We start from the raw sequence: 12312 nt of genomic DNA, 5'->3' as shown, positions 1-12312 counted from the left end.
GTAACTGATCACGCTCCGCGCGGGCCCGTTCTGGGCTCTTTGCACGCGGCCGATGCCGCCAAAGAGAATGCGCCTGCCGCGATGCAACGCATGACGCGGGCGGCTCATTGTCACACGGCGTATCGTGTTGAATCTTGATGGTTTTTGTGGACTCACTTGATTGTGAGTCGGGCTCCATCGCCGCGTGCTGCGACCGAACATCGCAATCAGGCGGCGGCTTTCATCCGGTAATGGCTGACGCCCCATTCGGTTCCGTCGGCGTAGCCGAACAGCCCCGACGTCGCCAGCAGGAACCAGCGCCAGCGCCTCATCCAAAGTGCGGTCTCCTTGCCATAGGCCTTGCGCAATGAGGTCTCGATGGCGGCGCGATGCGCATCGAAATTGGCGAGCCAGTCGTTCGCGGTGTGCTGGTAATGCGTGCCGCTCCAGCACCATTCCTTCTCGATTGCGAAGATGTCGTCGAATTGCCTGACGAGGTGATGGCTCGGCATCATCCCGCCCGTGAAGGCGTGCTGCGCGATCCAGTCCTCGCGATTGGCCGGGTCGAACAGATGGGACCCGGAGCGATGGGAGACCACATGCATGAAGAAGCGCCCGTCGGGCGCGAGCCACGCGCGCAGGCGCGTCATCAGCTTGCGCCAGTTCATCATGTGCTCGAACGTCTCGACCGAAACGATGCGGTCGAACTGCCCCTCGGGCGCGAACACGTTCATGTCGGCGATGACGACCCGCAGGTTCAACAGCCCGCGCCGCCGCGCCTCCTCCTCGACATAGGTGCGCTGCGCCTGCGAGGCCGACACGGCCGTCACCTTCGCGTGCGGAAACTGCCGCGCGATCCACAGCGACAGCGAGCCCCAGCCGCAGCCGAGCTCGAGGATGGTCTGCCCGTCGGCAAGACCGGCATGCTCGACGGTCTGGCGCAACGCCTCCTCCTCCGCCTCCTGCAAGGAGGTCGCATCGGTCTTGTAGAAACAGCACGAATATTTCCGGTTGGGGCCGAGCACCTGCGCGAAGAAGGAAGCGGGCACCTCGTCATGCCGGCCGCGGGCAGCATCCGCGTCCTCGGCGATCGGCCGCAGCATCATCCGCCCGGCGAAGGCGGCATCGTCGGCCGCCCCCAGCTTGGACAGGCGTGTCGCCGTGCGCGAGCACAGGCGCTGGATCGCGGCACGCATCACCACGTCCGGCAACGGCACACGTTCGGCAGTCCCGATGATCGCGGAAACGACGCTCATGCGGCCCCCGAATGGCGAGCTCTTGCAGACACCGGCCTATCAAAGCGCGGCTTTCGGTCCAAGTTCCCCAAGCTGTCCCCGAAATCGGCGCATCCGGCGCTTTTTTTGGGCTGGCGCTGTGCCATAGTGCGCCCGCAAGCAAGCTTCGTAATGGATGATACCGGCATGCGGTCTGGCACTTCCCGCTCCACCATGGATATCGAGTACACCAAACTGTCCTCGCCCAGCGTCTTCCTGGTGCGGATGCTGGTCTTCCTGGTGCTGTGTGCGCTGGTCGGCGTGGTGCTCTACAAGCAGATCATCCAGGCCTTCTTCGCCAATCCCGGCCTCAACGCCCTGATCGGGGCGGTGCTGTTCATCGGCATCGTGCTGGCCTTCCGCCAGGTCATCCGGCTCTACCCTGAGGTGTCCTGGGTCAATAATTTCCGCATCGCCGATCCCGGCCTGGCGCCAGCCCGGCACCCGAAGCTGCTGGCGCCGATGGCGGCGATTCTCGGCGGCGAGCGCTCGGGGCGGATGTCGATCACCCAGACCACGATGCGGCATCTGCTCGATTCGATTGCGACCCGCCTGGACGAGGCCCGCGACATCTCCCGCTACATGACCGGCCTGCTCGTCTTCCTCGGCCTGCTCGGCACCTTCTGGGGCCTGATCGAGACGGTCGGCTCGGTCGGCAAGGTGATCGACGGGCTCAAGGTCGGCAGTGATTCCGGCGCCCTGTTCGACACGCTGAAGAGGGGCTGGCCGCCCCGCTCGGCGGCATGGGCATCTCGTTCTCGAGCTCGCTGTTCGGCCTCGCCGGCTCGCTGATCCTCGGCTTTCTCGATTTCGCAATCGAGCCAGGCACAGAACCGCTTCTACACCGACCTCGAAGACTGGCTCGCCACCACCGTGCGCGAATATGGCAGCGGCGAAGTGGCGGTCGCTTCCGGCGGCGGTGGCGTGGCCAGCGGCGAGCTCCAGGCCGCGGTCGAACGGCTGCGCTCCGTGCTCGAGGAAGGCAGCTCGAACCGCGGCACCACCGCGGCGATGGCGAGCCTCGCCGAAGCCATCCAGGCGCTGGTCTCGCACATGCGCACCGAGCAGCAGATGATCCGCGAATGGGCCGACGGCCAGGGCGAACAGAACCGCGAGATCCGGCGCCTGTTGGAGCGCATTGCGCGCCAGCCCGAGAAGAGTTGAGAACAGGACGAAGATCTCGTGCCCCGGACGCGATGCAGCACGAAGTGATGCGTCGCTGATCCGGGTCCATTCGACGAGTGATTCTGGGTCCCGGCTCTGCGCAGCAGCGTTTTACGCTGCAGCGCGTCCGGGACACGAATGAAACGGAGACGATCATGGCTCTTGCCCGCGGCCGCCGCAATGAAGGCGCCTTCAACTACTGGCCCGGCTTCGTCGACGCGCTGTCGACGCTGGTGTTGTCGATCGTGTTCCTGCTGTCGGTGTTTTTGGTCGTGCAGTTCTTCCTGTCGCAGGAGGTGACCGGCAAGGACAAGGCGCTGGAACAGCTCAACGCCAAGATCGCGCAGCTCAACGAGCTCTTGTCGCTGGAGAAGCTCGGCAAGCTCTCGCTCGACGACCAGGTGTCGCAACTGCGGGCCGGCCTTGCCTCGGCCGAATCCGAACGCGACCGCATGAAGGGCCTGTATGAAGGTCTCGCCAATGCCGGGAGCGACGCGCAAGGCAAGACCGCCGAGCTCGGCAAGGCGCTGGACTCCGAGAAAGCGGTCTCGGCGCGGGCACTGGCGCAGATCGAGGTGCTGAACCAGCAGATCAGCGCGCTGCGCCGGCAATTGGCGGCGCTGGAAGAGGCGCTGGATGCCTCCGAGAAGCGCGACAAGGAATCGCAGAACCGGATCGCCGATCTCGGCTCGCGCCTAAACGTGGCGCTGGCGCAGCGCGTGCAGGAATTGTCGCGCTACCGCTCGGAGTTCTTCGGCCGCCTGCGCGCCATCCTCGGCAACCGCCCCGACATCCGCATCGTCGGCGACCGCTTCGTGTTCCAGTCCGAAGTGTTCTTCGACACCGGACAGGCGACCTTGCTGCCCGAGGGTCGCGCCGAGCTCGACACCTTGGCGACCGCGCTGATCGACCTCGACAAGAAGATCCCGAGCGAGATTCCCTGGGTGCTGCGCGTCGACGGCCATACCGACGTGCGCCCGGTCAACGGCCCGAACTTCAAGTCGAACTGGGACCTCTCCGCCGCCCGCTCCATCTCGGTGGTGCAATACCTGATCTCGCTCGGCGTGCCCGCCCAGCGCCTCGTCGCCGCCGGTTTTGGTGAATTCCAGCCGCTCGATACCGGCAACACGGAAGAGGCCTACAAGCGCAACCGCCGCATCGAGCTGAAGCTGACGGAGCGGTAGTGAGCGCCCTCCACCTCCGCCCCTACCGACCCGAGGACGAGGCCGCCACGATCGACCTCTGGCATCGCACGTGGCAGCAGGCCTATCCGCAGATCGACTTCGCCGCCCGCCTCGATTGGTGGCGCGAACGGTGGCGCAAGGACCTGGTGCCGAAGGCGTCCATCGTGGTCGCGGAAGCGGACGGCGCGCTCACCGGCTTCGTGACCATCGACGGTGACGGCTATCTCGACCAGCTCGTGGTCGATCCCGCCCATTGGGGCTCGGACGCAGCAAGGCTGCTGGTGGATGAGGCCAAGCGGCTGTCACCCTCAGGTGTCACGCTGCTCGTCAACAAGGACAACGCCCGCGCCATCCGCTTCTACGAGCGCAACGGCTTTGCCCATGCCGGCGACGATGTGAACCCGACCTCGGGGCGGCCAGTGCTGAAGATGGCATGGCGGGCGTGAGGCCTGTCACGTCGGGATCCCGCGACGTCTGTTAGTCGTTGTAGCCAGAGCAGCGACGACAAGCGGATGGAGACGATCGATGAAGCTGCGCGATCTGGCCAAGGGTTCCTCGGTCTTTCTGGGCGTCATCGTCGCCGGATATCTGTCGACGACCTATGTCGACCAGCGCTTTGCGACGCAACTCGATACGAGCGGCCCTGCAGCATCGGCCTGCGTCGGCGAGGACGGCAGCTGGAAGAACTGGCCGTGGCCGAATGTGCCGACGCTCTCGCCGAAGTGCCGGTCATGTCTGCTGGGACGCGCCAAGCGCAAACTCAGCTGTCATCACCCGCGAAGGCGGGTGATCCAGTATTCCAGAGACAGTGAGGTTTGAACCGCGGCGCCGCGGCGTACTGGATTCCCCGCCTACGCGGGGAATGACATCGCCATTGGGACGGCGATTGCAGAGCCTCACGCTTATCGAAGAGCCTCACGCCCCCTCGAACTGCAACCTCGCCAGCCGCGCATAGAGGCCGTTCGCGGCGACCAGCTCGGCATGCGTGCCCTGTTCGACGATCCTGCCCTGGTCCATCACCAGGATGCGGTCGCAGGACAGCACGGTGGCGAGGCGATGCGCGATCACCAGCGTGGTGCGGTGGCGCATCAGCTCTTCCAGCGCGGTCTGCACCAGCGTCTCGCTTTCGGCATCGAGCGCGGAGGTGGCTTCATCGAGCAGCAGCAGCGGCGCATCGCGCAGGATGGCGCGGGCGATGGCGATGCGCTGGCGCTGGCCGCCAGAGAGCGTCACGCCGCGCTCGCCGAGCGCCGTCTCGAAGCCTTCGGGCAGGCGGCGGATGAACTCGGCGGCATGCGCGAGCTCGGCGGCGCGCTCGACCTCGGCATCGGTGGCATCGGGACGACCGAACCGAATGTTCTCGCGGGCGCTTGCCGCGAACACCACCGATTCCTGCGGCACCAGCGCGATGCGAGCGCGGACATCGCGCGGGTCGGCGGACCTGACCGGCACGCCGTCGAGCGCGATCGCGCCGCTGCGCGGATCGTAGAAGCGCAGCAGCAGATGAAAGATGGTGCTCTTGCCGGCGCCGGAGGGGCCGACGATCGCAACCTTCTCGCCGGGGCGCACGGTGAACGACACCGCGTCAAGCACCTTGACATCGGGCCGCGCCGGATAGGCGAAGCTGACCCGATCGAACCCGACCTCGCCGCGCGGCGGCACCGGCAGTGCGCGCGGCGACGCAGGCGCGGTGATCTCGGGACTTACATGCAAGATCTCGAACAGGCGCTCGGCCGCGCCCGAGGCCGCCGATACCTCGCCCCAGACCTCGCTGAGCTGGCCGAGGCCCGCCGCGGCGAACACCGCATAAAGCACGAACTGACCGAGCCGGCCCGGCGTGATCGCACCGGTGAGCACGTCATGCGAGCCGATCCAAAGGATCGCGACCACGCTTGCGAATACGATGAAGATGATGATGGCGGTGAGCACGGCGCGGGCCTGGGTCGAGGTACGCGCCGCCTCATAGGCCTGCTCGACATTGCCGCCGAAGCGCTTTTCGGCGAACTGCTCGCTGGTATAGGCCTGCACGGTGCGGATCGCGCCGACCAGCTCGCCCGCATAGGCGGAGGCGTCGGCGAGCGTGTCCTGCGCATTGCGCGACAGCCGCCGCACCCAGCGTCCGAACGCCACCAGTGGCAGCACGATCAAGGGTATCGCCAGCAGCACGAAGCCCGACAATTTCGGGCTGGTGATCACCATCATCGCGGCGGCGCCAAGGAACATCATGAGATTGCGCAGCGCGATCGACACCGAGGCGCCGACGGCGGATTTGATCTGGGTGGTGTCGGCGGTGAGGCGCGAGATCAGCTCGCCGCTGCGCGCGGAGTCGAAGAAGGTCGGCGAAAGCGACAACAGATGCCCGAAGACGTCGCGCCTGAGGTCGGCGACGATGCGCTCGCCGATCGTCATCACGAGGTAGTAGCGCGCGGCGCTCGCCAGCGCGAGCACGGCGACAACCGCGAGCATTACCGAGAAATAGCTGTTGATCAGCTCGATGCCCTCGGGCGTCAGGCCGAAATCGATCATCCTGCGCACCGCGACCGGCACCAGCAGCGTGGTCAGTGCCGCGATCGTCAGCGCGACGAAGGCCAGTGCGGCGCGGCCGCGATAGCGGCTCACATAAGGCGCGAGCGCGAGCAGCGGCCGGAGTTTGGCGCGGCCCTTGGCGGGCTGCTCGATCAGATCGGCCTCGATCGACGGGGTATCGGCGGAATTCACTTGGGAATTCATTTCGGGCTGAACATACTGTTCATCAAGCCGTTCCACTGCGCTCATGAGATCCGACCCATTGCATTCGTTTGCTCCCAATAGGCTGGTGCAACGGTAGTGGCAAATCCGGGATGTCCCTTAGGGGCAAGCCCGGTTCACCAGCCGGCATATGGCTTGTTTTGCGGGGGTTCGTGAGGTATAGAGCCGGCCAAATCCGTCATTCGCTAGCCACCCAAGAGGCGCCCGGGCGCCGAGGAATTGCCATGAAAGCCGAAATTCACCCGAACTATCATACGATTAAGGTCGTCATGACCGACGGAACCGAGTACCTGACCCGCTCGACCTGGGGCAAGGAAGGCGACACGCTGAACCTCGACATCGACCCGAAATCGCACCCGGCCTGGACCGGCGGCAACGCCCAGATCATGGACCGCGGCGGCCGCGTCTCGCGCTTCCAGAAGAAGTTTTCGGGCTTCCTCAAAAAGGATTGATCCGGCCGCAAGGCTGCGACGAAAAACGCCCCTGGGAGACCAGGGGCGTTTTTGTTTTGGGGGCCGTCATTGCGAGGAGCTCTTGCGACGAAGCAATCCAGACCGCCTCTGCGGAGACCTTCTGGATTGCTTCGCTTCGCTCGCAATGACGCGGGCGGAGACTCTACCGCTCGAACGCGGCCTTCAGCGCGTTCAGGTGCGGCACCAGCGGGTTGCCGATCGGGACGTGCTCGGCCGGCGGGGTGTGGATGGTGGTGTCGAGACGGCGGACGCGGGTCTGAAGGCTCATCGAGCGGTGGATCAGATCCTGGAGCTGCGAGGGCAGCTTCTCGATGGTGTCGGCGGGGCCGGGATCGGCGGCGGAGAGCTTGACCTTGGTCTTCTCGCGATTGGCCTGGCTCAGTGTCATCTCGCCTTCCTTCACCGCACGGTGCAGCAGCAGCCACGAGGCGAGCTGCATCAGGCGCGTGGTGAGACGCATGCTTTCGGTCGCATAAGTCAGGCTGACGGCACGGTCGAGCGCCTTGGCCTCCGTGCGGCCGGCGCCGTCGAGATAGGCGGCGGTTTCCTCGACGAGGTCCATGCCCTCGCGGAACAGGACGCTGAACGCCGCAGAATTGGTGAACCGCTCGCTGAGTTGAACGAGAGCGCCGTCGGCCTGCAAACGTTCCATGGTTAACGCCCCTTACGCAACTGTCTGACTCTCCGGCTTGGCGCCGGCTTATGATGAACAAATCATTGCGCGCTGGGAGCGCGGAGTCCAGCGACAAGCGCGGATATGGTTTCCGCGGGTCATTGCCAGGAATTCAACCGCAAGGAGACGCAAAAAAGCGGGAGTGGACGCAAAAAAGAGCCGCCGGAGACCGGCGGCTTTGAAAGTTGATAACAGGGAGGCGTCAAACAGAGTGGACAGGAGCCACTCGGTGTCCAAACGAGGACGGTTCCAGTCATAAACCCGAAAGCTTAATCGACCGTAAACGAGCTAAATTTTTGAGAGTTCGTTAGCCATCTCGGCCAGTGGCCGAGTGTGCGGGGGAACAAATTCTCCACCTCGTCCAGGCGAAGGCCGGGGCCCATAACCACAGGGAGAAGTTATCGCGCGAGCTGGTAACTCCAGAGTCTTCGCCAAACTGCTTACACGGAGTATGGGTCCCGGCCTTCGCCGGGACGACGGCTGTGGTGGCTACGACTTGAAAAAACTGTTCGCCGCATCGCGCGAGGCGCGCTTCTTGGTGGCGGCTTCTTCCAGTCTTGCGATCTCGGTTTTCAGAAGCGTCACGCGCTCGGTCAGCTCCTCCACCGACAACAGTGAGAGATCCTGTCCGATTTCATGGCTGATCTTCTTGCGCGGGCGGTCGTCGTCTTCCGTCGGCATCGTCGTTCCTCCTGCGTTCGCGCGATCTAGCAGGCCGAGGTTGCCAGCTTGGAGCGCGCTGGCTAAGCAATGGCCTCATTCCATCCCGCACCTTTGCTCAAGGACACATCATGGACAAGCTGCCCGCGCAAATGACCGTGGTCGCCATCTCCCGGCACGGCGGACCGGAGGTGCTGGTGCCGGAACAACGCACCGTGCCGCAGCCCGGGCCAGACGAGATCCTGGTCAAGGTCGAGGCCGCCGGCGTCAACCGGCCCGACGTCGCGCAGCGCTCCGGCGCCTATCCGCCGCCGCCCGGCGCCAGCGACCTGCCGGGCCTGGAGATTGCCGGCGAAGTGGTGGCCGTGGGCAGCAATGCCAAGCGGCACAAGATCGGCGACAAGGTGATGTCGCTCGTCGCCGGCGGCGGCTATGCGCAGTACTGCATCGCCCAGGACGCCCAGGCCATGAGCGTGCCGCCGGCGCTGTCGATCAAGGAAGCCGGCGCGCTGCCGGAAACCCTGATGACGGTCTGGCACAACGTGTTCGAGCGCGGCGGTCTCAAGGCCGGCGAGACGCTGCTGATCCATGGCGGCTCCTCAGGCATCGGCACCATGGCGATCCAGCTTGCCAAAGCGTTCGGCGCCAAGGTGTTCGTCACGGTGGGATCGCAGGACAAGATCGATGCCTGCCTCAAGCTGGGTGCCGACCGCGCCATCAACTACAAGAGCGAAGACTTCGTCGCCGTGGTCAAGGCGGAGACCAACAATGCCGGCGTCAATCTGATCCTCGACATGGTTGCCGGCGACTATGTCGACCGCAACTATGATGCCGCCGCAGTCGATGGCCGCATCGTCCAGATCGCGACGCTCAACGGCCCCAAGGTCAACGTCAACATTGCCAAGGTGATGGTGAAGCGCCTGACCCATACCGGCTCGACGCTGCGGCCCCGTAGTAATGCGGACAAGGCGGCGATGGTGGCCGCGATTGAGGCGAAAGTGATGCCGCTTTTGCGTGAAGGCCGCATCAAGCCGCTGATGGACAGCACTTTCCCGCTGGAAAAGGCAGCCGATGCCCACCGGCGCATGGAGACCAGCGCACATATTGGCAAAATTGTGTTGGAGGTGTAGGCCGCCGGCCCACAGGGACAGGGCGGAAACCCTTTGATTTTCCTCGCTTTCGTGGCATCTATCGCGACGCACCGAACCAATTCTGTCCGGTCTGAAATCGCCTTGCACTCGAAGTTTGCGTCGAACGCGGAGAACTGACCTTGCGTCTGCTCAGGTGCCTCGCGCCCATCGCGCTGGGCCTCATGATGCTCGTTGCCGCGTCCCCTGCACGCGCGCTCGACGCTGTCAGCGTTCGCAGTGACGCGCCCGCGATCGACCTCACCGGCGTGCTCGAGCATCAGCGCAGCGATGCCGACCGCATCCAGGTCTCGACCGCGCCCGGCACCGACGGCATCGTCCGCCGCATCGAGGTGCGCGCCCGCGAAGGTGGCCAGAACTGGGTGGTGTTCGCGCTCGCCAACAACACCGACGACCAACTCGACCGCCTGATCGTCGCCCCGCATTACCGCATCGTCTCGTCAGGGCTGCTGTGGCCCGACCTCGGCCTGTCGCGTATCGCCACCATCACGCCTTCGATCGGCGACCGGCCCGAACGTCAGGAAAGCGCAACCGCCGACGTCTTCCGCATCACGCTCGATCCGGGAGCCGTTGTCACCTTCGTCGCCGAGCTGCGCACCGACAAGCTGCCGCAGCTCTATCTGTGGGAGCCGGAAGCCTACAAGGACAAGGTCAACTCCTTCACGCTGTACCAGGGCATCGTGATCGGCATCTCCGGCTTGCTCGCACTGGTACTGACCATCCTGTTCGTGGTGAAGGGCAGCATCATGTTCCCCGCCGCCGCGGCGCTGGCCTGGGCGGTGCTGGTCTATATCGGCGTCGATTTCGGCTTCTGGGGCAAGGTGCTCGACATGTCGAACAACGCCGAGCGCATCTGGCGCGCGGCGGGTGAAGCGATCCTGGCGGCGACGCTGCTGGTGTTCCTGTTTGCCTATCTCAATTTGAGCCGCTGGCATGTGCGCTATTCGCACATCACCGTGGGTTGGCTGGCGTTCCTCGGCTCGCTCGTCGCGCTGGCGCTGTTCGATCCTGCGGTGGCCTCCGGCATCGCACGCATCTCGCTGGTGCTGATCGCCTTCGCCGGCTTCGCGCTGATCGTCTATCTCTCCACCCATGGCTTCGACCGCGCGGTGCTGCTGATTCCGACCTGGTTCCTGCTGGTGGTCTGGGTGGTCGCGGCCGGCATGACAGTCGCCGGCTCCGTCACCAACGACATCGTCGGCCCGGCCCTGCTCGGCGGCCTCGTGCTGATCGTGATGCTGATCGGCTTCACGGTAATGCAGCACGCCTTCGCCGGCGGCGGCGCCTCGACCGGCGTCGTCTCCGACATCGAGCGCCGCGCGCTGGCGCTGGCCGGCTCCGGCGATCTGATCTGGGACTGGGACGTCTCCGCCGACAAGGTCTTCACCAGCCCCGAGACCGAGGCCCTGCTCGGCCTCAAGCGCGGCACGCTGGAAGGGCCGGCCGCGTCCTGGCTCGAAGTGCTGCATCCGCTCGACCAGGACCGTTTCCGCGCAGCGCTCGACAGCGTGCTCGACCAGCGCCGCGGCCGCCTGGTGCAGGATTTCCGCCTGCGCACCCCGGACGGCCACTTCATGTGGTTCGCGCTGAAGGCGCGCCCGGTGGTCGGGTCGGATGGCGAGGTCTCGCGCGTGGTCGGCACCCTCACCGACGTCACCGAGCTGCGCAACGCCGAAGAACGTCTGCTGCACGATTCCGTGCATGACAACCTCACCGGCCTGCCCAACCGCAAACTGTTCATGGACCGGCTGGGTGCGGTGGCGCACTTCGCCAAGACCATGCCGACGCTGCGGCCGACGCTGATGGTGATCGACCTCGATCGCTTCAAGCAGGTCAACGATTCCGTCGGCATCGCGGTCGGCGATTCCATCCTGCTGACGCTGGCCCGCCGCCTCACCCGCATCCTGAAGCCGCAGGACACGCTGGCCCGGCTCGCCGGCGACCAGTTCGGCCTGATCCTGCTCTCGGAGCAGGACCCCGCCCGCATCACCGCCTTCGCCGAGACCATCCGCAAGACCATCCGCGCGCCGATCGCGTTCAACGACCGCGAGATATTCCTCACGGCTTCGATCGGCCTCGCCTTGTCTGATCCGCAGACCCAACTGACGGATGAGATCATCAAGGACGCCGAGCTTGCGATGTATCACTCCAAGCGCATCGGCGGCGATCGCATCGACGTCTACAAGCCGGCAATGCGTGCGCGGAAGACCGACCGGCTGACGCTGGAGAGCGAATTGCGCCGCGCCATCGAGCGGAAGGAGATCACGATCCTGTACCAGCCGATCGTGCGGCTGGAGGATCGTTCGATCGCGGGCTTCGAGGCCTTGGCGCGCTGGGACCATCCGAAGCTCGGGCGCATGGCGCCGTCGGAATTCATCACCATCGCAGAAGAGACTGGGCTGATCGTCGACCTCGGCATGTTCGTGCTCGACCAGACCGCAAAGCAGCTCGCGGTGTGGCAGCGCGCGATGCGCTCGCGCGAGCCGATCTTCGCCTCCGTCAACGTGTCGTCGCGGCAATTGCTGCGCCACGATCTGATCCACGACATCCGCACCGTGCTGTCACGCTCCTCGGTGGCGCGCGGCACGCTCAAGCTGGAACTGACGGAATCGCTGGTGATGGAGAATCCGGAGCACGCAGCGCAGATGCTGACGCGGATCCGCGAGCTCGGCACCGGGCTGTCGCTCGACGATTTCGGCACCGGCCATTCCTCGCTGGCCTATCTGCAGCGCTTCCCGTTCGACACCATCAAGATCGACCAGTCCTTCGTGCGCACCACCAGCCGCGGCACCCGCCCGGTGATCCTGAAGTCGATCATCGCGCTCGCGCACGATCTCGGCATGGACGTGGTGGCCGAGGGCGCCGAGACCGATTCCGACGCGGTCGAGCTCTACCAGATGGGTTGCGAATACGCCCAAGGCTTCGCCTTCGGCGAGCCGATGGACGCGGATGCCGCGATGCGGCTGCTGACGGAAGTGCGGCTGGAAGCGGCGAGCTAGGCTCTCTTAC

Annotated in this window: 9 protein-coding genes and 2 pseudogenes; 7 read left to right on the top strand and 4 right to left on the bottom strand. The window is 65.3% G+C overall.

The window, feature by feature from the left end; translation table 11 throughout:
- Positions 1-206: 206 nt before the first annotated feature.
- The gene (locus ACSKB8_RS13915; protein ID WP_438104683.1) at positions 207-1235 is read right to left on the bottom strand and encodes an SAM-dependent methyltransferase; all 1029 of its coding nucleotides are present in this window, start codon (positions 1233-1235) and stop codon (positions 207-209) included.
- A 165-nt stretch (positions 1236-1400) separates the two neighbouring features.
- Here ACSKB8_RS13915 and ACSKB8_RS13910 point away from each other — a divergent pair.
- The 4 genes and pseudogenes from ACSKB8_RS13910 to ACSKB8_RS13895 all read left to right on the top strand — a co-directional run.
- A pseudogene (locus ACSKB8_RS13910) lies at positions 1401-2417 on the top strand (flagellar motor protein MotA).
- A gap of 155 nt (positions 2418-2572) precedes the next feature.
- Positions 2573-3601 (top strand): peptidoglycan -binding protein, encoded by a 1029-nt coding sequence (locus ACSKB8_RS13905; protein WP_438104681.1) that lies wholly within the window; start codon positions 2573-2575, stop codon positions 3599-3601.
- Entirely contained in the window at positions 3601-4047 is a 447-nt protein-coding gene (locus tag ACSKB8_RS13900) for a GNAT family N-acetyltransferase (protein ID WP_438104679.1), read from the top strand. Before ACSKB8_RS13905 ends, ACSKB8_RS13900 begins: the two co-directional genes overlap by 1 nt.
- 79 nt (positions 4048-4126) lie before the next feature.
- Positions 4127-4330: pseudogene (locus ACSKB8_RS13895) on the top strand (hypothetical protein); the annotation flags it as partial.
- A 186-nt stretch (positions 4331-4516) separates the two neighbouring features.
- On the opposite strand, the gene ACSKB8_RS13890 reads toward ACSKB8_RS13895, so the two are convergent.
- Entirely contained in the window at positions 4517-6376 is a 1860-nt protein-coding gene (locus tag ACSKB8_RS13890; RefSeq protein ID WP_438104678.1) for an ABC transporter ATP-binding protein/permease, read from the bottom strand.
- 197 nt (positions 6377-6573) lie between these two features.
- Between ACSKB8_RS13890 and rpmE the strand changes: the two genes are divergently transcribed.
- Positions 6574-6801: a 50S ribosomal protein L31 gene (rpmE, locus tag ACSKB8_RS13885; RefSeq protein ID WP_025034016.1), complete on the top strand. Its 228-nt coding sequence runs from the start codon at positions 6574-6576 to the stop codon at positions 6799-6801.
- 163 nt (positions 6802-6964) lie between these two features.
- Here rpmE and rcdA read toward each other — a convergent pair whose 3' ends face one another.
- Positions 6965-7474 (bottom strand): protease adaptor protein RcdA, encoded by a 510-nt coding sequence (rcdA, locus tag ACSKB8_RS13880; protein ID WP_091881399.1) that lies wholly within the window; start codon positions 7472-7474, stop codon positions 6965-6967.
- A gap of 510 nt (positions 7475-7984) precedes the next feature.
- The gene (locus ACSKB8_RS13875; RefSeq protein WP_128945104.1) at positions 7985-8176 is read right to left on the bottom strand and encodes a DUF1192 domain-containing protein; all 192 of its coding nucleotides are present in this window, start codon (positions 8174-8176) and stop codon (positions 7985-7987) included.
- Positions 8177-8286: 110 nt separating this feature from the next.
- Here ACSKB8_RS13875 and ACSKB8_RS13870 point away from each other — a divergent pair, with 110 nt between their 5' ends.
- Complete coding sequence (locus ACSKB8_RS13870; protein ID WP_438104675.1) at positions 8287-9285, top strand: NAD(P)H-quinone oxidoreductase; 999 nt, start codon at positions 8287-8289, stop codon at positions 9283-9285.
- 140 nt (positions 9286-9425) lie between these two features.
- Positions 9426-12302: an EAL domain-containing protein gene (locus tag ACSKB8_RS13865; RefSeq protein WP_176945377.1), complete on the top strand. Its 2877-nt coding sequence runs from the start codon at positions 9426-9428 to the stop codon at positions 12300-12302.
- Positions 12303-12312 lie beyond the last annotated feature (10 nt).

The organism is Bradyrhizobium sp. BR 1432 (assembly GCF_051547705.1).
Lineage (GTDB): Bacteria > Pseudomonadota > Alphaproteobacteria > Rhizobiales > Xanthobacteraceae > Bradyrhizobium > Bradyrhizobium zhanjiangense.
Note: the sequence above shows the minus strand (reverse complement) of the source record. Positions and strands in the feature narration are given on the sequence as shown.

Bases quoted from the DNA above. Each gene is read 5' to 3' on its own strand.
- ACSKB8_RS13915 (WP_438104683.1), bottom strand. From the start codon at position 1,235: ATGAGCGTCGTTTCCGCGATCATCGGGACTGCCGAACGTGTGCCGTTG.
- ACSKB8_RS13890 (WP_438104678.1), bottom strand. From the start codon at position 6,376: ATGAGCGCAGTGGAACGGCTTGATGAACAGTATGTTCAGCCCGAAATG.
- ACSKB8_RS13870 (WP_438104675.1), top strand. From the start codon at position 8,287: ATGGACAAGCTGCCCGCGCAAATGACCGTGGTCGCCATCTCCCGGCAC.
- ACSKB8_RS13875 (WP_128945104.1), bottom strand. From the start codon at position 8,176: ATGCCGACGGAAGACGACGACCGCCCGCGCAAGAAGATCAGCCATGAA.
- ACSKB8_RS13905 (WP_438104681.1), top strand. From the start codon at position 2,573: ATGGCTCTTGCCCGCGGCCGCCGCAATGAAGGCGCCTTCAACTACTGG.
- rcdA (WP_091881399.1), bottom strand. From the start codon at position 7,474: ATGGAACGTTTGCAGGCCGACGGCGCTCTCGTTCAACTCAGCGAGCGG.
- rpmE (WP_025034016.1), top strand. From the start codon at position 6,574: ATGAAAGCCGAAATTCACCCGAACTATCATACGATTAAGGTCGTCATG.